This window comes from Thioalkalivibrio sulfidiphilus (assembly GCF_000377945.1).
Classification (GTDB): domain Bacteria; phylum Pseudomonadota; class Gammaproteobacteria; order Ectothiorhodospirales; family Ectothiorhodospiraceae; genus Thioalkalivibrio_A; species Thioalkalivibrio_A sulfidiphilus_A.
On record NZ_KB898935.1, the window covers coordinates 7852 to 28915 of the forward strand.

Here is a 21064-nt window from a genome sequence, read left to right on the forward strand (position 1 = left end):
AGGAAGCTGATCTGACATCGCCCGAATGGGCGGCGCCGCGCAAGAGTGAGGGCCATGGAGGGTCCGAGTCAATATCTCTCTCTGGCACACAAAAGCAAAGGGGCCCCGGCATGATTGGGGTCCTTTTTATGGATCTAAGTGGGTGAACTCTCAACGGAGTGCGGTGTGATCACGCCATCAGGGTGTCATTACTGGATAGCCCTGTCTGACCCGGTTCCTGCCCGCGCGCTTGGCCGCGTAGAGGGCCTCGTCTGCGGCGACTAGGAGTTCGTTGCTGCGGTGGTCCGTGGAATCCGTGGAGCTTGCCAGACCTGCGGAAAGCGTGCACTGGAAGGGCTGTTCTCCATGGCTGAAACTCAATGAGGCGAAACGGCGACGTATGTCGTCGATGAGCAACTGCGCATCTTCAGCGGTGCATTCGGGCAGAACGACGAGAAACTCCTCTCCCCCATAGCGGCCGATCAGGTCGGACTCCCGCAAGCGCTGTCGCAAGAGCGTGGCCAGGGCCATGATGACCACATCGCCGGTGGCGTGTCCGTGGGTGTCATTGATCATCTTGAAGTGATCGATGTCGAGCATGGCGAGGGTGAGCGGTTTGCCCGTACGCCGGGCGCGCGCAATCTCGATCTCGACGGCTTCCTTGATGCTGGCGTGCTTGAGCAGCCCCGTGAGGCTGTCCTTGTTGACGTGTTCGGCGAGCTCTCTGGCGCGGTCTATGCGTGCGCGGACTGCGGCGACCAGTTGCACGTCGGGAACCGGCTTGGTGAGGAAGTCATCGGCACCGCTGGACATGGCGCTGACCTGCCGTTCGATGTCGGTCTCCGCAGACAGAAAAACGATCGGCAGCGTGGTCCAATTGTCGTGCTGGCGGATGACGCCAGCGAGATCCTTCCCCGTGTAATCGGGCATGTACAGGTCCATGAGTACCAGCTCCGGCCGGAAGGAGTTGAGTCTGTTGATGATATCCCCCGGCGATGCGAGGACTTCCGCCTCCATGCCCGCGCCCGTGAGCACCAGTCGATAGCGTTCTCCCAGATCCTGGTCATCCTCCACGATCAGCACCCGTTCTGGCGGCGCGCGACGTTTCTTGAGTACCCGTTCGATATCGTGGATCAGCCTGGGGATGTTGACGGGCTTGAGGTGATAACCCGCCGCACCCAGTCGCGCCGCCTGGACTCGCAGGAAGAAGTCGTCTAGGGAAGAGATGAAGATGAGCGGGCATGACAAGGCGCGCAGGGCCTGACAGGTGGGCAGGGCGATGGTGGCGTTCTGGTTCTCCTTGGGTAGAAACACGTCTACCAGCAACAGGTCCGGCGTTTCGCTGCGGGCCGCGTCCTCGGCCTGGCTGAGGCTGTCGAAGTGGTGCACCACATAATTGAATGATTGCAGCTGTTTGCTTAATTCTTCGGCGAGCACGGTGTCGCCGGTGATCAACCAGGCGCGGTCTGTCTTGCCAGTACGGGCCATGTGTATCGGGGGAAGGCTTTGAGGCTCGACGGCGTTTGTATTCACGCGCTCAGACAGGGCGTGAATCTGCCGTTGGAGATCCCGTAGAGACTCTGGATCCATGTGCAATGATTTCCCGCTGAGCCAGCTGGAGACACGTTTTTCCAGATCGCGTGCCGTGTCGCTCAGTGTCTGGAGCCCGAAGGAACCACCAGAGCCTGAAAGCCGGTGCAGGTGTTGGCGGATCTCCAGCAGGGGCGAACGATCCGCAGGAGTGCCGGTGAGGCGTCCGGCCAGGTAGGTCAGCTCGGCAAACTGTGCAGGCAGTTTGGCCATGTAGCTGCGACGCAGCGCTTCCAGCTCGCCCCGAACAGAGGAGGTCTCCTGCTCAGTCATCGGATCGGCTGCTCCAAAGTTCCCGCAGCTGCTCGGCGAGGGTCATGGGGTCGAAGGGTTTGGCGATGACGCCCACCGCGCCCAGGGCAAGCAACTGCTCAAGCTCCTGTGGCTGTGCCTTGGCGGTCATGAATACCACGGGGATGGTCGCGAGGTTTGGGTCGGCGCGCAGGGCCTTGAGCGTGCCCGGGCCATCCAGGCCGGGCATCATCACGTCCAGCAGGATCAGGTCAGGGGCGAAGCCCGGGGCCTCGTTCAGGGCGGCTTCACCGCAGGCGCATACATGAACCGTGAAGCCACCCACCTTCTCCAAGGCCAGACGTGCGATGGCCTGGATGTCGGGATCGTCTTCCACATAAAGGATACGCTGCAGTTGGCTCATGGCTCGGTACCCTCGTTGTGCCTGGTCTCGGGGTTGTCGCCTCCTTGCTGCTCGTTCCAGATCGGCAGATCGATATGGAAACAACTGCCCTGGCCTTCGACGGATTCAAAACCGATGCTGCCGCCCATGCGCTGTACCAGTTCGCGTGTGATCGCCAGGCCGAGGCCGGTGCCGCTCCGCTTGCGGGTATTTGAGCCATCCGCCTGGGAAAATTTCTCGAACAGGTGCGCTTGGAAGTCTGCCGGAATGCCGGGTCCCCGGTCTTTGACCGCGATCCTCACCTGGTCATCGATCCTGGTGACGGCGATCTCCACCTGGGCGCCTTCTGGGGAGAATTTGGCCGCATTGGATAGTAGGTTGGTGAGGATCTGATGAAGGCGTTGGGCATCGACGTTCACCATGACGTCATCCTGGCGGCTGGTCAGCGAGAAAGCTACGTCAAACTGATCCGCGTAGGGGCGATTGTCTGTCATGGCCTGTTTCACCAGAGGCATCAGTGCCTGTGGCTGCAGGTTGAAACGCATCTTGCCTGCCATGAGTTTTTCCATGTCGAGCAGGTCGTTGATGAGGTAGGTCAGGCGCTGGCTGTTCTTGTGGGCCAGTTGGACCAGTTGACGGACATTCTCGGGTATCTCGCCCATGGCGCCACCCTGGATCAGGCCCAGGGCGGCGGCGATGGAGGTCAGGGGGGTGCGCAGTTCGTGGCTCACCGTGGAGACGAACTCGCTCTTCATGCGCTCCAGGCGCTTGCGCTCGGAAATGTCCTCAATGATCGACCAGATCAGTTTGCGTCCATTGGTGTCCAGCACCACCATGCCATGCAGCAGCACCGGGTATCGGCTGCCGTCCTTGCGGATGTATTCCTTCTCATAGGGCCCGTACTGGCCGGTCTTTTCAAGGCTTTCCAGCTGAAGTCTTTCCTGAGCCTCGTATTCCCGGGGAGTCAAATCCCAGTAGCTCAGGGTCATGAACTCGTCTTGACTGTAACCGGAGGACCTGAGCAGGGCTTCGTTGACCTCGAGGAAATTGCCGGTCTCGAAATCATTCAGGGCGATACCTACCGGCGACAGTTCGAACAGGCCACGCAGGCGGGCCTCGCTGCGCGCCATGGCCAATTCGGCGTGTTTCTGTTGCGTGATATCCCTGATGTAACCGTGCCACAGGGTGCTGCCGTCAGCCATGGCCTCGGGCGTGGCATGGCCTTCCAGCCAGCGCACACGGCCGTTGTAGCGCAGGGTGCGATACTGCAAATGCCAGGTGCTGAGGTCCTGCATCGATCGCTTGATGGATTGTGCCACGGCGTGCAGGTCATCCGGATGGATAACGCGGTAGACGGCAGCGGCATTCTCGCGCACCTCCTCGGGGTGCACGCCGTAGATATCCAGGATGCCGGGGCTGCTGTAGGGGAGGGCTCCGCGCCCATCGGGCCATTGCTGGTACTGGTACACCATACCCGGGATGTGGGAGACCAGTTTCTGCAGCTGCTCATGGCTTTTTTGCTTCTCAAGGGTGACGGCAACCCAGCGGGACAGGAGGCGTATGAATTCGCGCTCGCTTTCCTTGAAGGGATTGGTGCGTGCCTTGGAAGAGGAGAAGCTCAGGGTGCCGAACAACTGCCCGGACACCTGCAGGGGAATGCTGATATAGCTCTCCACGCCGTTGGCGAGATAGCTGGGGTGACTGCGATAATCTGATGCGCCCAAGTGGTGTATGGAGTCTAGGTCGCTGCCAGCGATGGCCAAGTGATGATAGGTGTCCTGCAGGGGAAAGGCCTGACCCACGCGTAGATCCACGTTCTCCGGCGCCACCAGCCATCTGATCCGGAAGGTCTCACGCTGAGCCTCACCGATGACGCCGATCTCCATACCCAGGTGCCTGGCTCCCAAGCTCAGGGCCAGGGTCAGTTGTTGATCCACGTCCTGAGCAGGCAACGATGCGATCTCGTTGAGTACTGCGAGACCCTGGAGGTGATGCTCCACTTCTTCCCGCGCCTGCCGCTCGTGGGTGATGTCGGTCTCAATGGCCATGAAGTTGGTGATCTGGCCGGCGCTGTCGTACATGGGGCTTGACTGGATCCGGATCCAGTAGGGCTGGCCGTCCCGGGTGTAATTGAGAATGTCCACCTGAAAGGGTTTGCCGCGACAGATGGCCTCGCGCATGACGGCAACGGTCTCCGGATCGGTATCAGGCCCCTGCAGCAGTTCGCCCGGTTTCCTGCCGCGCATCTCATCCAGGGTGTAGCCGCTGATGCGGGTAAAACCCTCGTTGATCCATTCCACCCGGGCTTCGGTGTCGGTGATGATCACCCCGTTGATGGTCTGGCTGGCCACCCGGGACAGGCGCGCCAGCTCGGCCTGGTTGTCCTCGAGCCGGCGCTTCATGCGTGCGGCAATGATCAGCTGTCCCAAGGTCAGCAGGAGCGGATCCAGGAATTCGATCAGGGCCTGGTCATAGCCTCCGGGGCGGTTGGCGATGCCCAGCATGGCGACCATCTCGCTGCCATGGTGCACTGGCAGACCCAGGAAGGCCTTGAGTGGCGGGTGGCCATCGGGCAGTCCGCCGCGTCGAGGGTCGGTGGCGGGTGCGTTGGCGATCACCGCCTCGCCGCTGGTGACTACCGCGCCAAACAGGGTCTTGAGATTGGTGAACACCAATCCCTGCGGTGCGTTGGCCTCATAGAAGGCGCGGGTATCGGCGTTCCAGGCGATGTTGGTGATGGCGTGGGTCTTGAGATAGGGCTCACCCCCGGGGGTATGGAGGACCTCGCCGATGAAGCCGTATTCGCTGTGGGTGAGTGCCAGGATGTCACCCAGCAGGGTATCGAAGGCCTCGCGCTGATCCGGTTCGCTGATGAAGCTGGCCTGGGCGTGGGCGATCATGGCGGTGATGCGTTGCTGCTCGTGGAGGGCGGTCTCCGCCTGTTTTTGTCGGGTGATGTTGCGGATGATGATCAGCGCCTGGTCGGCGTTGATCCGGCGCACCCGGGCCTCGAAACTGGCCGGTCCGGCGGGGATGTCCAGGTCGTATTCGAAGGCGACCGTCTCGCCGGTTTGCAGGGTGTCGCGGATGGCGGCCATGGCGCGTTCCGCTACATGGGCAGGCAGGGTGTTGGGAATCGAGGTCCGAAGTAACTGCTCCCTGGGCATCAGCAGATCGGGGTGGTCGTGGCAATCAATGAAGCGCCCCGCCTGATCGACCACGAAGACCATGTCGGGCAGTGCCGTGAGGATGCCGAGATGTCTGGCCTGGCTGGCGGCCAGCAGGCTGGCCAGTTCCCGGTCCTGTCGCAGGTTGATTTCGTCCTGCACGCAGTCGGCCAGCTCCCGCAACGCCAGGCGCTGGGATGGCGTGAGCTCGCGGGGCCGGGTATCGATGATGCACAGGGTGCCGATGCGGTAGCCGTCCCGGGTGGCCAGCGGCGCGCCGGCATAGAAACGGATGTGGGGTTCGCCGGTGACCAGCGGGTTGTTGGCGAAGCGGGGATCCGTGGCGGCGTCATTCACCGCCAGGATGTCCTCCTCCAGTATGGTGTGGGCGCAGAAGGAGACATCCCTGCCGGTTTCACAGACATCCAGCCCCTGGCGGGACTTGAACCACTGACGCTGCTCATCCACCAGGGAAACGAGCGCGATGGGCACCTCGAACAACCGTTGCGCAAGTCGGGTGATACGATCAAAGCGTTCTTCAGCGGGCGTGTCCAGTATCGCCCGTTCATATAACGCGTTCAGGCGTTGTGTTTCGTTCTGTGGGCGTTCGGGTGGTTGCATCATTCGGGTTCCGCGTAGCGTTCGCGAATCTCCAGTATGCCCGGCAGCTGTTCCATGAATACCTGCACCAGGGCCGGGTCGAAGTGTTGGCCGCTGTTCTCCCTGATCAGGTCCACGGAGTCCTCCACTGTCCAGGCCTTTTTGTACGGGCGTTCGGAAGTCAGGGCGTCGAACACGTCGGCCAGGGCGGCGATGCGTCCGGCCATGGGGATGGCCTCCCCGGCCAGGCCACTGGGGTAGCCGCTGCCGTCCCACTTCTCGTGGTGGGTCAGGGCGATGTCCCGGGCCATGCGCATGAGATCGCTGTCATCGCCGTCCAGCAACTTGGCGCCGATGCTGGCGTGGGTCTTCATGATCTCCCACTCGTGCGGCTCGAATTTGCCCGGCTTGAGCAGGATTGCGTCGGGGATGCCGATCTTGCCGATGTCGTGCATGGGGCTGGCATGTAGGATCAGTTCACACTGGGCATCGTCCCAACCGATTGCTCGCGCCAGCAGCGCGCAAGTATGACTCATGCGCAGGATGTGATTGCCGGTCTCCTCATCCCGGTATTCCGCCGCCATGCCCAGGCGCTGCACCACCTGCAGGCGCGTGCGGCGCAATTCCTCGGTGCGCGCACGCACCATGTCCTCGAGCACTTTCTTGCGGTCGTGCATGAAGCGATGGGCCAGTTGCGCATCCAGCAGGTTGCGCACGCGCATGAGGAGTTCATTGCGATCGAAGGGTTTGGTGATGTAATCCCGCGCCCCGGCGGCCAGGGCGCGCAACAGGAAGTCCTTGCCGTGCTTGGCGGTGAGCATGACGATGGGAGGCAACAGAGGGTCATTGAGGCTCTTGAGCTGCTCCATGACCTGAAACCCGTCGAGGTGGGGCATGTTGATGTCCAGCAGGATCAGGTCTGGGCGGGCGCTGCGGTAGAGATCGACGACATCGCGTGGGTCATCGACGAGGACCAGGCCCTGGTAGCCCTGGCCGCGCAGCATGCGATCCATCAGTTTCAGGTTGGTGGGCTCGTCGTCCACGATCAGGATGCGTTCTTGTGTCAGTGCCTCGGTGCTCATGAAGATTCTCCAGCGGGCGCAGGGGTATCGATCGCTGAGGTGTCCTTGAGATGTCGCTGCACGGTTTCCAGGAGCCGCTCCACCTGCAATGGCTTGGTGAGATACTCCGCGAAGCCCGCGGCTCGCCCGTGCTCGATGTCCCGGGGCATGGCATTGGCGGTGACCGCGATCACCGGGATGTCCCTGAGATAGATGTCGCCCTGGAGCACGCGCATCACCTGGTAGCCATCCAGTTCGGGCATGTTGATGTCCATGAGGATCAGGCGCGGTCGCCGCGCCATGGCCAGCTCGATGCCCAGCGAGGGCGTGTGTGCGGTCAGCAGGCTGATGTGGGGCAGGCGGCCGAGGATCTGCGCCACCAGCTTGATGTTGGAAGGGTTGTCCTCGATGTAAAGCACGAGATGCTGGTCACTTTCTGCTGGCGCAGCCGTTGCGTCCGAGGCCAGGTCCCGCTCTTGAGCCGGGATCGGTCTGTCATCGGAGATGGACTCCAGGGGCAGCTCGATCCAGAAGGTGCTGCCCTCACCCGGTTCGCTTTGCACGCCCACATTGCCGCCCATCATTTCGACCAGGCGCCGGGTGATGGTCAGGCCGATGCCAGTTCCCTCGACGCCGCTGCGTTCGGCACCCAGGCGGTTGAAGGGCTCGAACAATCTGGCGACCTGTGATCGAGTCAGGCCCTGGCCCGTGTCGCTCACCAGGATGCGCAGCCATGCGCCGTCTCGAACCGGCTGGATGTCCAGGCTCACGCGGCCCCCTTGCCGGTTGTACTTCACCGCGTTGGACAGCAGGTTGAGCAGGGCCTGCTTGAGCCGTGTGCGATCGGCACGCACCCACACGCCCTCCATGCCGCCATGGTTGACGCGAACATCACGTTTGGCCGCCAGGGGCTCAATCAGACTGATGCATTCCTCGATGACGGGACAGAGCGCCACCGGCTCGATGGACAGATCCAGATTGCCGGACTCGATGCGTGCCAGGTCCAGGACCTCGTTGATCAGTTCCAGCAGGTGCCGTCCCGCCTTGAGGATCTCGTGGAGGTTGTCGACATGTTCCGCCGGCAGCGCATCGTCGTATTCCATGAGCTGGGCAAAGCCCAGGATGGCGTTCATGGGGGTGCGCAGCTCATGGCTCATGCTGGAGAGGAACTCGGACTTGGCGCGGTTGGCCCGGTCGGCCTCCTCCCGGGCGGCGATGAGGGCCAACTCCGCCTGTTTGCGTTCATCGATGTCCTGGACCACACCCAGCATCTGCAGCGGCCTGCCCTCGGCATCGCGTGTCACCGCCCCCTTTTCCAGCAGCCAGCGCACGGTGCCGTCGGGCCAGATCACCCGGTGTTCGATCTCGTAGGGTTCGTCGCGTTCCACACAGGCGTTGACGGCGTCGATCACCGATTGCCGGTCGTCCGGGTGTACGGCATTGAGGAAATTCTCGTAGGAGGTCTCCAGGTCGCCCTCCGGATAGCCGAACAAGGGGGCGATGCGCTCGGTCCAGAACAGTTCGCCGGTGACGATGTTCCATTCCCAGGTGCCGATGTTGGCGTAGGCCTGGCCCCGGCGCAGGCGCTCCTTGTGCAGTTCCGCGGCGGCCTCGGCCTGCTTGATGGCGGTGATGTCGTGGAAGCTCCAGACCATGCCGCCGGGTTTCCCGTTCCAGAACAGGGGTTTACAGTAACGTTCGATGACGCGTCCGTCCGTGAAGTGCAGGATATCGTGGGACGCCTGGCCGGAAGCGTAGAGGGCCTCCACCCCGGCCAGGAAGACCTCCGGGTCAGCGACCCGGCTGCGGGCATGGGAAAGCAGGTGATGGTCATCCTGACCCTGGAACAGGTCCTGATCCGGGATGCCCCAGATCTCCTGAAAGCGCTGGTTGACAAAACATACCCGCCGGTTTTCATCCACGGCGAGGATGCCGTCCTGGGTGGACTCCAGGGTGGCGATCAGGCCTTGCTCGCTCTCGATCAATGCCTGCTCGGCGCGCATCCGGGTGAGCGCGCTGCTGATGACGTCGGCCAGCAGTTTGAGCAGCGAGAGTTCCTCCTCGTGCCAGTCGCGGCGCTGGCGCACGGCGTCGTAGCCAAGGAATCCTATGGTCCTGTCGTGTCGCAGTAGGGGGAAGGCAAACAGGGACTGGATGTCCTGTGTCTGGAAATGCACCTTTTCCATCGCTGCCTCGGCGGGCAGTTGGTCCACGTCCGGGATGATCACCTGGCCCTGGGTACTGATCTGTTGCCACCACCAGGGCGTCTCATGCACGGGCATGTCCTGCACCTGCTGTTTCTGCGGTGCGATGCCCGGCGCGCACCATTCATGGGTGTTGCTCATACGGGCGCCGTCATCGCTCACTAGGAACAGGTAGGCCCGGTCGGCGCCGATGAACTCACCACTGACGCGCAGTACATCCTCGATGGCCGTGTCGGTTTCATGCAGGGAGAGGGACAGGAAACGGGCGGCCTGGTGGATGATGAGTTGCTGCATGTCTCGCTGCCGCCGCAGGGACAGTTCCGCCAGCTTGACATGGGTGATGTCCGTGCGGATGGAGACATACTGGTAGGGTATTCCCTGTTCATCCATGAAGGGGACGATGGTGGATTCCACCCAGTAGAGCGAGCCGTCCTTGCGGCGGTTGCACAGCACGCCCTGCCATATGCGACCCGAGGCGATGGTGCCCCACAGGCCGTGGTAGAACTCGGGCGCGTGCTCGCCGGACTTGACGATGCGGTGGTTCTGGCCGATCAATTCCTCGCGCCGGTAGCCACTCACCGCGCAGAAGCGGTCATTCACGTAGAGGATGTCGCCGCGCCGGTCGGCGATGCTCACGATGGCATGTGTATTGATCGCCTGGTGTTCCCGCTCCCGTTCATATAGGGCGTTCTGCAGGCGGCAGCGCATGGCATTGGCCTGGCGCGCGCGCCTGGCCCGGGCAGTGACCGCGGCCACCAGGTGATCCGGCGGCACCGGCTTGACCAGGAAGTCGTCGCCGCCGAGATTCAGCGCCAGCAGTTGCTGGCTCATGTCGGTCTCGGCGGAGAGAAACAGGATGGGCAGGTTCAGCTGCTCGTCCCGCTCGCGCAGCACTGCGGCCAGTTCCGGGCCGCTGATCTCCGGCATGTACACGTCCAGCACCACCACGTCCGGTCGCGTGCTGTCCAGCACCTCCAGGACCCGCATGGGCTGGTCCAGGGTGGTGACCTCCATACCGGCGGCGCGCAGCACTGTGGCCTGGGCCTCCAGCAGCAGGGGTTCGTCGTCCACCAGCAGCACCCGGTAGGGTTCCGGCGGCTGTCGGTGGGTGAGGGCGTCCAGCAGGCTGGTTAGGCGCGCCTCGTCCACTGGCTTGGTGAGGTAACGGCAGGCCCCTGCGCGCAGTGCCGCCAGCCGGGTGGGCAGATCGTCCCGCACGGAGACGACCACCACCGGGATGTTGTCTTCCCGACGCAGGTCCAGTCGGGTCAATGCCTGGGCGCCGGCGTGCTCGCCTTCCGGGAACACCATGTCCAGCAGCACCGCGGCGGGCCGTTCCGCATCGCTGTCCTCCCAGTCCTTGTGAAAGGCCGGCAGTTCCAGGAAGACCCGGGTGCGGTAGCCGCCGTCCCGCAGGGTCCGGGCCAGTGATTCGGCCTGTGCGGCGTCATCGTCCACCACATAGACCAGCGGGACGTCAGCCTCGCGCCTGACAGGGGCGTGGCGGGGTCGCGCCGAGACCTCCGGTTCTTTGGCGGAGACGATCACTTCCGCCACCCGTTCCAGGGCCAGGCCGATGGACCGGATATCCGCATCTCCGGGTTCGGGGTCCCGGTGGATCAACTCCTGTACCAGCCTTTCCAGGGCGCGGGCGGCGTCGGACAGGGTGTGCAGGCCGAAGCTGCCCGCCGCGCCAACGAGTCCGTGGGCCAGGCGTGCCAGGGACTGGGCCTCCTCGGCGGACCAACCGTTCCTGGCCAGATGGGAGTAGTGGGCCTGCATGGCGGAGAGGCGCTGCTCGAGCCCGGCGATGAACTGCCGGTGCAGGTCGGCCAGTGGCTTGTCGAGGTCATCGTTGTTCAGGTCGTTCATCGCGTCGCCCGTGTGTTGAGGGCTTGTAGTTGTGTGGGTCCTGAGCGCCCGTGGTCCATATCAGCGGGGCAGGGCGCGCGTCGTTTGTCCTTTCTTCCTGTGCGTCTGGCCGTGGCTTCACCGAAGTCTGGCTCATGGGGCTGCAGCTTGAGGATGCCAGCTCCAGCCGTGAGCCAATCTTGCCATAAAAATATAAAAAGTGGTAATAGTGAAAAAAATGTTTTATAACGTGGCCAGAGCGGGGAGGGTGTCTCTCGGCCTTATCGCGTGGGCCGGATTTCCAGGCCCGGGTTCTCCTGTCCTCAAGTTATCGGCAGATACGGCCGATACATGAGCTGGGAGCGCGGTTAAAAGGCCTGCCAGAACCAGACGTGTGAGTGCGTTCGGGCGTCAATCTCCTGGCGCGGCGCGGCCGGAATGCCTTCGGAGGGTTAGGCGCCGGAGTCGCAAGTGACTGGATATAAAGACTTATTCATTATAGGGCATGGATATTGCTAGTTTTTATTCATGCCACAGATGTCTGACGAATCGGAAGGAATTGCCATGCAGAGCATCGTGCTGCCGGACAGCCTGGACATCAGCTACGCGGCCGAATTGCACGCCCTGTTGCGGGACGGCCTGGAGGCCGGTGAGGGAGTGGAGCTGCAGGCGGCCGGTGTGAGCCGTCTGGACACCGCCGGGGTGCAGCTGGTTGCCGCGTTCCTGCACGAGGCCCGCGCACGGTCGCTGCCGGTGCGGCTGGTGGAGCCTTCCGATGCGCTGGTTTCGGCGGCCGAGCGCCTGGGTCTGGCAGCGCTGATCCCGGCGCCGACCGGTACGCCCTGACCTGCCGGGATGAGGGTTGATCGAGTGTCTTGTGTAACAAAATAAGCGGAGAAATCACGGTGGCAAAGATTCTTGCGGTGGATGATTCGACCTCCCTGCGCCAGATGGTGGCCTTCACCCTCAAGCAGGCGGGCCACGAGGTGGTTGAAGCGTCGGATGGGCGTGATGCCCTCCAGAAGGCCAAGGGCGGCCGGGTGGACCTGGTGCTTTCCGATGTGAATATGCCGGGCATGGATGGCATCTCGCTGGTGAAGGAGCTGCGTACACTGCCCAGCTACAAGTTCACCCCCATTCTGATGCTGACCACCGAATCGAGCCCCGAGAAGAAGCAGGAAGGCAAGGCGGCGGGTGCCACGGGCTGGATCGTCAAGCCCTTCAGCCCGGACCAGCTGCTGGCCACCGTGAAACGGGTGCTGGGTTGAACTGAAACCGGGGTACGCGCGCCATGAGCATCGACGTCAGCCAGTTCGTACAGACCTTCCTGGAAGAGAGCTTCGAGGGGCTGGATGTGATGGAGGCCCAGTTGTTGGATCTCCAGGGCGATGACGTGGAGGCCGTCAACACCATCTTTCGTGCCGCCCACTCCATCAAGGGGGGCGCAGGCACCTTCGGTTTTGCCGCCGTGGGCGAGTTCACCCACGGGGTGGAGACCCTGCTGGACGAGATGCGATCCGGGCATCGCAGTGCAACCCCGGAGCTGGTGAAACTGCTGCTGGAATCCGTGGACTGCATCCGCGAGATGCTGCAGGCGGCCCGGGACGGCGCCGAGGTGGACGCTGCGCGCATCGCCACCGTGGGCGCCGCCATCGAGGCCTCCCTGGGCAAGGGCGAGGCCGCAAGCGCGGATGGCGAGGCGGCTCACGGGGAAGTGAATGTCTCATCGGGCTGGCACATCCGCTTCGTGCCCGAGCCGGAGGTGCTGCGCACCGGCAATGACCCCCTGCGGCTGTTCGCCGCCCTGGAGGAACTCGGTCCTCTGCAGGTGCAGTGTGATCTGGATCGTCTGCCACCCTTTGCGGACATGGATGCGGAGGCCTGCTGGCTGGCCTGGGATCTGCGCCTGGAAGGCGATGCCAGCCGCGAGGCGGTGGCCGAGGTCTTCGAGTGGGTCGAGGATCAGTGTGAACTGCTCATCGAGCCCCTGCGGGAGGACGAGGGTGCAGGGGCCGAAGAAGATGCACCGGAGTCAGTGAGCCCGCCGCCTGTCTCCGGCGCCACTTCCGGGACGCCGGTGCCGATTGCGTCTGTACCCGGGTCGGCCGTCCCGGCTTCGGCGGCCAGCGCCAAGTCACGCCCCGCCACCGAGAGCAGCTCCATCCGGGTAAACATCGACAAGATCGACGCGCTCATCAATATGGTGGGTGAACTGGTGATTACCCAGTCCATGCTCAGCCAGGTGGGTGAGCGCCTGGAGGGCAGCGCCGGGGCAGACAATCTGCCCTGCCTGGAGAAGCTCCTGGAAGGCCTGGCCCAGCTGGAGCGTAATACCCGGGAGCTTCAGGAAAGCGTCATGGGCATCCGCATGCTGCCCATCAGCTTTGCCTTCAACCGCTTCCCGCGCATGGTCCATGACCTGGGCGCCAAGCTGGGCAAGCAGGTGCAGCTGAAACTCTCCGGGGAGCAGACCGAGCTGGACAAGACGGTCATGGAGAAGATCGGTGATCCGCTGGTGCACCTGGTGCGCAATTCCATCGACCACGGCATCGAGACCCCCGAGGTGCGCGTCGCCGCCGGCAAGCCGGCGGCGGGCGAGGTGCATCTCAATGCCTTCCACAAGGGCGGCAATATCGTCATCCAGATCAGCGATGACGGTGCCGGATTGAACCGCGACCGGATCCTCAACAAGGCCGTCGAGCGGGGCCTGGTGGCGCCGGACCAGGTGCTCAGCGACGAACAGATCCACGACCTGATCTTCGCGCCGGGTTTCTCCACCGCCGAGCAGGTGAGCGATGTCTCCGGCCGGGGCGTGGGCATGGACGTGGTGCGCAAGAACATCAAGGCCCTGGGCGGCTCCGTGGAGGTGCAGTCCCGGCCCGGCGAGGGCAGCACCTTCACCATCCGTCTGCCCCTGACCCTGGCCATCCTGGACGGTCAGCTGGTGGAGGTGGACGGTGAGCGCTACGTGGTGCCGCTCATCTCCATCGTCGAGTCCATCCAGGTGCGCCCCGAGTTCGTCAAGTCGGTGGCCGAGCGGCGCCTGGTCTACCGCCTGCGGGACGAATACATCCCCATCCTGTTCCTGGACGCCCTGCTGGGCGCCGGTGCCCGCCCGGAGCGGCAGCTGACCGACTCCCTGCTGGTGGTGGTGGAGGCGGAAGGCCAGAAGCTGGCCCTGGTGGTGGACGACCTGCTCGGTCAGCAGCAGGTGGTGATCAAGGCCCTGGAGACCAACTTCCGGCGCGTGGAGGGGCTCTCGGGCGCCACCATCCTGGGTGATGGCACCGTGGCCCTGATCCTGGACGTCTCCGGTCTGATGACCCTGGACAAGCAAGCGGGAGGGCAGCCGGGATGGCGCCCGTCCCGGGAACACGAAGCGGCATGAGGACACGCACATGAACATGGGACAGGCCCTGGAAAGCGATTTTTCCGGCGTCAGCGGCGAGGGGGATCAGTACCTCACCTTCATCCTGGCCGGCGAGGAATACGGCATCGACATCCTGCGGGTCCAGGAGATCCGCGGCTGGACCAAGACCACGCCCATCCCCAACGCGCCCCATTACCTCAAGGGGGTGATCAACCTGCGCGGCACCATCGTGCCCATCGTGGACCTGCGCGAGCGCTTCGGCCTGGAGCGCCTGGACTACGGCCCCACCACCGTGGTGATCGTGGTGCGGGTGCAGGGGGAGAGCCGCGACCGGGACATGGGCATCGTGGTGGACGCGGTCTCCGAGGTCTACAACTTCAACGCCAAGGACCGCCAGGCGCCGCCGGACCTGGGTGGTGCCATCGATGACCAGTTCGTGCAGGGGCTGGCCACGGTGGAGGAGAAGATGATCATCCTGCTGGACATCGACCGGTTGCTGAACACCGGCGCCCTGGCCGCGGCGGAGCAGGCGGACTGAGGGGCCATGCGGGTGATCGCCGTCATGAACCAGAAGGGAGGTGTGGGCAAGACCACCACGGCGGCCAACCTCTCCCATGGCCTGGCCCTGGAGGGGCGCCGGGTGTTGGCCATCGACCTGGATCCCCAGGGGCATCTGGCCGCCAGTTTCGGCGTGCATGGCGCTGAACAGGGGCTGGACGCGGTGCTGCGCGGCGAGGCGGATTTGGACGTGGTGCGGATCAAGGTGCGAGAAGGCGTGGACCTGGTGCCGCCGGGACCGAGGCTCAACGAGGTGGACGGACTCACCGAGGGCGGCGTGGCCCGTGGCTGGCTGCTGCACAACACCCTCGCACAGCTGGATGACGAGGACTTCGTGATCGTGGACTGCCCGCCGTCCTCCGGGCTGTTGGGCATGAATGCCCTGCTGGGCGCCGAGGAACTGCTGATCCCCGTCTCAGGCGATTACCTGGCCCTGGTGGGCCTATCGAAACTCATGGCCCTGCTCAAACGCCTGGAGGCGAAGACCGGTCGCGAGACCCGCAAGTGGATCCTCATCACCCGCTTCCAGGAGCGCCGTCGCCATGCCCAGGAGGTGCGCGAGAAGATCCGCGCCTATTTCCCGGGGCAGGTGCTGGGTACCCCGGTGCGCGAGGCGGTGGCTCTGACCGAGAGCCCCAGTTTCGGCAAGACGATCTTCGAGTACCGACCCAATTCCCGCAGTGCCGATGAATACCGGGCCCTGGCCGTGGACCTGATGAACGGCTGGGCCTGCTGACAGGTGCAAGGGTGAAGCGATGAGTGCAAAGACAACGACAAAGATGGGCAACGACCCCCTGGCCTGGCTCCAGGATGCGCCCGATGCGGCCCCTGCCGTGACGACGGCACCCAAACCCGTGGAGCGGCGCAAGCGGGCGCGGCGCAAGTCCGATATCTCCCGGGAACAGCCGGAGGGACTCGCGGTGGATGCCCTGGAACGCAGTTTCGAGCTGCTGGCCGACCAGGGTGAGGCGCTGGTGGCGCGTTTCTATGCACGCCTGTTCCAGGACCACCCGGCGGTGCGCCGGCTGTTCGACAACACCACCCCCGCCGAGCAGCAGCGCAAGCTGCTGGCGGCCCTGAAGCTGGTGATCAACAACCTGCGCAAGCCCGAGGCGCTGCAGAAGGTGCTGCGGGAACTGGGCGCCCGTCATCAGGGTTACGGCGCCCTGCCAGCCCACTACGGGGCGGTAGCCACCACCCTGCGCGAGGTGATGGCGGAGCTGGCGGGCGATGCCTGGAACGAGGAATTCGACAATGCCTGGCGGTCGGCTCTGACCGCGATTGGTGAAATCATGCTGAGTGCCTACGGCACGACGGAGGACGGAACAATGGTCGCGAGCAAGAAGGTGATGGAAGAACAGGTGGCCGGTGCCGATGTGGCGGCCGAACTCAATCGCATGCGCTCCGCGGTGGACGGGGCCATGACGGCGATCATGATGGTGGACCGGGACCTGGTCATCACCTACGCCAACAAGTCCACCATCGAGCTGCTGGGCCGCAATCAGGCGGAATTACGCAAGATCTACCCCGGCTTCGATGTGAACAAGTTGGTGGGTACCTGCATCGATGATTTCCATGCCAATCCGGCCCATCAGCGCCGGCTGCTGGAGGACCCCGCCAACCTGCCTTACCGCACCGACATCCAGGTAGGCAGCCTGCGCTTCAACCTGAACGTCACGGCCATCATGGACGCTCAGGGCAATTACATCGGTAACACCCTGGAGTGGTCCGATGTGACTGAAGAACGGCGCAAGGAGCGGGAGGTGGCTCGCCTGCAATCAGCCATCGACGGATCCACCTCCAACATTATGATGTGCGACGACGATCTGAACATCGTCTATGTGAATCCTGCGGTGATGGCCATGTTCCGCAAGCGGGCCGCCGAACTGCGCCAGGCCTTCCCCGGTTTCGACCCGGAGAACCTGCTCGGGCAGAACATCGACAAGTTCCACAAGAACCCGGCCCATCAGCGGGCCCTGCTCAAGGATCCGAATCGTCTGCCTGCCAAGGCGGAGATCAAGGTGCTGGACCTGGAGTTCGAGGTCAACGCCACCTATGTGAGCGGCCCCAACGGCGAGTACATGGGCAACATGGTGGAGTGGAAGGACATCACCGAGATGAAGGACGCGGAACGCCAGATCCGCGACCTGGTGGCTGGTGCCGCCCGGGGTGAATTCTCCAACCGCATCGACACCGGGAAGTACCAGGGTTTCTTCCAGCAGTTGGGTGAACTGCTCAATGATCTCATGGACATCAGCGAGAAGGGCCTCACCGACGTGGCGGAAGTGATTCGCCGCCTGGCCCAGGGGGATCTCACCGGCAGCATCGACGCCGAGTACCATGGCCTGTTCGGCCAGCTCAAGGAAGACGTCAACGGTACGGTGGAGAACCTGCGCAACACGGTGGAGCAGATCCGCGAGGGTGCCACCAGCATCAGCACCTCCGCCTCGGAGATCTCCCAGGGCAACACGGATCTCTCCCAGCGCACCGAGGAGCAGGCCTCGTCCCTGGAGGAGACCGCCTCCAGCATGGAGGAGATGACCTCGGCGGTGAAATCCAGCGCCGACAACGCCCGCCAGGCCAACCAGCTGGCGGCCGGTGCCCGGGATCAGGCCGAGCGCGGCGGTGAGGTGGTGGGCCAGGCGGTGGCTGCCATGGCGGAGATCAACAGCGCTTCCAAGAAGATCGCCGACATCATCAGCGTCATCGACGAGATCGCCTTCCAGACCAACCTGCTGGCCCTCAATGCCGCCGTGGAAGCGGCCCGCGCCGGCGAGCAGGGACGCGGCTTCGCGGTGGTGGCCGCCGAGGTGCGCAACCTGGCCCAGCGCAGCGCCCAGGCCGCCAAGGAGATCAAGTCCCTGATCAAGGACAGCGTCGAGAAGGTGGAGGACGGTTCCCGCCTGGTGGGCGACTCCGGCAAGACCCTGGAGGAGATCGTCACCGCGGTGAAGAAGGTGAGCGACATCATCGCCGAGATCGCCGCCGCCGCCCAGGAGCAGTCCGCCGGCATCGAGCAGGTCAACAAGGCGGTGACTCAGCTGGACGAGGTGACCCAGCAGAACGCCGCCCTGGTGGAACAGGCCGCCGCCTCCAGCGAGGCCCTGGATGAACAGGCCCGGGCGCTGACGGAACTGATGGCCTTCTTCCATACCGGTGAAGTGGAACCCGCGCCGCGCATGCCGGCGGCCCGTCAGGCCCAGGCGCGACAAGCTCCGGCCCGCCAGGCTGCCGGTCGGCCTGCCACTCCCGCGCGTCCTGCCCAGCGCAGTGCCCCGGCACCCCGTGCCCGCACCCGTCCCGTGCCCCAGGATCAGGGCGAGGATTGGGAAGAGTTCTGAGCGCGTCCCGCCGGACGCATCCGTCCGGCGGGTCTGATCCAGGGGAGAGGCGCTACATGGCAAGCGGTATGGCGGCAGCGCGCAGTACGGGCAGGTCAATGGAGGCTGGCGAGGCGGGTGCCCGGACGGGGGACTTTGAGTTCACTGACCGGGATTTTCGCTTCATCGCCCGTTTCATCGGTGAGCACGCCGGGATCGTCCTGAGCGACGCGAAACGGGATCTGGTCTACGGCCGTCTGCAGCGGCGCCTGCGGGCCCTGGGACTACGGCGGTTCTCGGATTACTGCGAACTGCTGGAGCAGGGTGACGGCGAGGAACTGGAGCATTTCGTCAATGCCCTGACCACCAACCTCACCTCGTTCTTCCGCGAGCCCCATCACTTCGAGTACTTGCAGAAGGATCTGCTGCCCCGGCTGCTTCGAGAGCGGAGCGAGCGCCGGCTGCGCATCTGGTCGGCGGGCTGTTCCACCGGGGAGGAACCCTATTCCATCGCCATGGTGGTGGCGGAGACCGTGCCCGAGGACTGGGACGTGCGCATCCTGGCCACGGACCTGGACACCAACGTGGTGGCCACCGCGGCGGCGGGCCGCTACGGCGCGGATCGCGTCGAGGGCATCAGCGAGGCCCGGCGCCGGCGCTGGTTCCTGCGTGGCAAGGGGGCGAATCAGGGCATGGTACGGGTGCGCCCGGAACTCCAGGAGTTGATCCGCTTCCGTCCGCTCAATCTGCTCGATCCCTGGCCCATGCGCGGTGCCTTCGACATCATTTTCTGCCGCAACGTGGTGATCTATTTCGACAAGTCCACCCAGCGGGTGTTGTTCGATCGCTTTGCCGGGCAGATGCGTCCCGATGGCCATCTGTTCATCGGCCATTCCGAGACCCTGCACAAGGTCTCCGAGCGGTTCCAGCTGCTGGGCAACACCATTTACAGGAGGGTCGGCTGATGGCACAGGGCGTGGTGACCCGTCTGTCCAGGGCCAACAGCGCGCGCCCCCCGCCGCCTGTACTGCCCGGTTACGAGCACATCAACCGCTACTGGGATCCGACACACGATCGCTACGCGGCCAAGATCCTGCCCGGGGAGTATTACGTGACCCTCTATGGTGAGCTGATCACCACCGTGTTGGGTTCCTGCGTGTCCGCCTGCGTGCGCGACCGCAAGCTGGGCATCGGCGGCATGAACCACTTCATGTTGCCCCACAGCGAGCGGGTGGAGGCCTGGGGCGGGGCCAGCGCCGCGGCCCGTTATGGCAGCTATGCCATGGAGACCCTGATCAACGACATTCTGAAAAACGGCGGGCGCCGGGAGCACCTGGAGGTGAAGATCTTCGGCGGAGGACAGGTGCTCGCGCAGATGACCGATGTGGGACGCAAGAATATCGCCTTCGTGCGCGAGTTCATCCGCGTGGAGGGCTTGAACCTGGTTGCCGAGGACCTGGGTGGGCCGCACCCCCGCAAGGTGGTGTTCTTCCCCGACAGCGGCCGGGTGAGGATCAAGAAGCTGCGCGCCATGCACAACGAGACCATCGTGCAGCGCGAGACCCGTTACATGGCGCAGTTGCAAGAAGCGCCGGTGCAGGGTGAAGTCGAACTTTTCTGAGAACTGAGGAGCATGCGTGTCCGGACCCATTCGTGTACTGATCGTCGATGACTCGGCGCTGATCCGAAAGCTGCTCACGGAGATCCTGAGCAGCGCACCGGGTATCGAGGTGGCGGGAACCGCCTCCGATCCCTACATGGCCCGGGACAAGATCAAGGCCCTGAATCCGGACGTGCTGACCCTGGACGTGGAGATGCCGCGCATGGACGGCATTACCTTCCTGCGCAACCTGATGCGCCTGCGTCCCATGCCGGTGGTGATGGTGTCATCCCTCACGGAGCAGGGGGCCGATGTGACCCTGCAGGCCCTGGAACTGGGGGCGGTGGATTTCGTCACCAAGCCCAAGCTGGATGTCTCTCACACCTTAAAAGACTATGCCGAGGAGCTGATCGAGAAGGTCAGGGTCGCCGCCGGCGTGAAGGTGCGCGCCCTGACGCGTCTGCCCGATCCTGCGCCGTTGAAGACCACTGACGCGGTACTGCCCAAGGCGGCACCCAAGCATTTCCGTACCACCGATCGCATCCTGGCGATCGGTGCTTCCACGGGCGGTACCGAGGCCATCAAGGAGGTGCTGCTGCGCCTGCCGCCGGACGCGCCGGGCACCGTGATCGCACAGCACATCCCGGCCGGGTTCAGTGCCGCGTTTGCCGAGCGCATGAACCGCCAGACCGGCCTGACGGTGAAGGAGGCCGCCGACGGCGACCTGGTGATACCCGGTCACGTGTTCATCGCCCCGGGCGACCGCCACCTGCTGCTGGTGCGCGATGGTGCCCGCTATGTCTGCCGGCTCAATGACGGGGAACCGGTCAACCGGCACAAACCCAGCGTGGACGTGTTGTTCCGCTCCGTGTTGCAGGCGGCGGGGAGCAATGCCGCCGCGGCGCTGCTCACCGGCATGGGCGCGGATGGTGCCCAGGGGCTACTGGAGCTGCGCGAGGCGGGCGTGCATACCATCGCCCAGGACGAGGCGACCAGCGTGGTCTGGGGCATGCCCGGTGAGGCCGTGAAACGGGGCGGCGCCTGCGAGGTGCTGCCCCTGGAGGCCATCGCGCAAGGGCTCTTGCGCGCCGCCCGTGGACAGTCAATGGCCGGCACCGGATAGGGGGAAG

General features: G+C 64.2%; 14 protein-coding genes. 9 read left to right on the forward strand and 5 right to left on the reverse strand.

From position 1 onward, the window contains the following. Positions 1 to 177: 177 nt before the first annotated feature. The 5 genes from D580_RS0107600 to D580_RS15285 are packed head-to-tail and all read right to left on the reverse strand — an operon-like array spanning position 178 to position 11107. Positions 178 to 1842 carry a diguanylate cyclase gene (locus tag D580_RS0107600; RefSeq protein ID WP_018953809.1) on the reverse strand — a complete coding sequence of 555 codons (1665 nt, stop codon included), beginning with the start codon at positions 1840 to 1842 and terminating at the stop codon, positions 178 to 180. Then, positions 1835 to 2224 carry a response regulator gene (locus D580_RS0107605; protein ID WP_018953810.1) on the reverse strand — a complete coding sequence of 130 codons (390 nt, stop codon included), beginning with the start codon at positions 2222 to 2224 and terminating at the stop codon, positions 1835 to 1837. The genes D580_RS0107600 and D580_RS0107605 overlap by 8 nt, the downstream gene beginning before the upstream one ends. Continuing rightward, positions 2221 to 5994 carry a PAS domain S-box protein gene (locus D580_RS0107610; protein WP_419581640.1) on the reverse strand — a complete coding sequence of 1258 codons (3774 nt, stop codon included), beginning with the start codon at positions 5992 to 5994 and terminating at the stop codon, positions 2221 to 2223. The genes D580_RS0107605 and D580_RS0107610 overlap by 4 nt, the downstream gene beginning before the upstream one ends. Then, positions 5991 to 7052, reverse strand: a complete 1062-nt coding sequence (locus tag D580_RS0107615; protein ID WP_018953812.1) for an HD-GYP domain-containing protein — start codon at positions 7050 to 7052, stop codon at positions 5991 to 5993. The genes D580_RS0107610 and D580_RS0107615 overlap by 4 nt, the downstream gene beginning before the upstream one ends. After that, complete coding sequence (locus D580_RS15285) at positions 7049 to 11107, reverse strand: response regulator (protein ID WP_018953813.1); 4059 nt, start codon at positions 11105 to 11107, stop codon at positions 7049 to 7051. Before D580_RS15285 ends, D580_RS0107615 begins: the two co-directional genes overlap by 4 nt. A 507-nt stretch (positions 11108 to 11614) precedes the next feature. Between D580_RS15285 and D580_RS15290 the strand changes: the two genes are divergently transcribed. From D580_RS15290 to D580_RS0107670, 9 genes are all read left to right on the forward strand, one after another. Beyond that, positions 11615 to 11932: an STAS domain-containing protein gene (locus D580_RS15290; protein WP_081617252.1), complete on the forward strand. Its 318-nt coding sequence runs from the start codon at positions 11615 to 11617 to the stop codon at positions 11930 to 11932. Between the two features lie 59 nt (positions 11933 to 11991). Then, positions 11992 to 12354 (forward strand): response regulator, encoded by a 363-nt coding sequence (locus D580_RS0107635; RefSeq protein ID WP_026289805.1) that lies wholly within the window; start codon positions 11992 to 11994, stop codon positions 12352 to 12354. Positions 12355 to 12377: 23 nt separating this feature from the next. Next, complete coding sequence (locus tag D580_RS15295; protein WP_018953816.1) at positions 12378 to 14474, forward strand: chemotaxis protein CheA; 2097 nt, start codon at positions 12378 to 12380, stop codon at positions 14472 to 14474. A 10-nt stretch (positions 14475 to 14484) separates the two neighbouring features. Next, positions 14485 to 14994: a chemotaxis protein CheW gene (locus tag D580_RS0107645; RefSeq protein ID WP_018953817.1), complete on the forward strand. Its 510-nt coding sequence runs from the start codon at positions 14485 to 14487 to the stop codon at positions 14992 to 14994. Between the two features lie 6 nt (positions 14995 to 15000). Further along, positions 15001 to 15750, forward strand: coding sequence for a ParA family protein (locus tag D580_RS0107650; RefSeq protein ID WP_018953818.1), 750 nt, complete (start codon positions 15001 to 15003; stop codon positions 15748 to 15750). 43 nt (positions 15751 to 15793) lie between these two features. After that, on the forward strand, positions 15794 to 18355 hold the full coding sequence (locus tag D580_RS16980; protein WP_018953819.1) for a methyl-accepting chemotaxis protein: 2562 nt from the start codon (positions 15794 to 15796) through the stop codon (positions 18353 to 18355). 98 nt (positions 18356 to 18453) lie between these two features. Beyond that, positions 18454 to 19299 (forward strand): CheR family methyltransferase, encoded by an 846-nt coding sequence (locus D580_RS0107660; protein ID WP_018953820.1) that lies wholly within the window; start codon positions 18454 to 18456, stop codon positions 19297 to 19299. Further along, positions 19299 to 19955 (forward strand): chemoreceptor glutamine deamidase CheD, encoded by a 657-nt coding sequence (cheD, locus tag D580_RS0107665; RefSeq protein WP_018953821.1) that lies wholly within the window; start codon positions 19299 to 19301, stop codon positions 19953 to 19955. The genes D580_RS0107660 and cheD overlap by 1 nt, the downstream gene beginning before the upstream one ends. A gap of 16 nt (positions 19956 to 19971) precedes the next feature. Then, on the forward strand, positions 19972 to 21057 hold the full coding sequence (locus D580_RS0107670; RefSeq protein ID WP_018953822.1) for a protein-glutamate methylesterase/protein-glutamine glutaminase: 1086 nt from the start codon (positions 19972 to 19974) through the stop codon (positions 21055 to 21057). Positions 21058 to 21064: the final 7 nt, after the last annotated feature.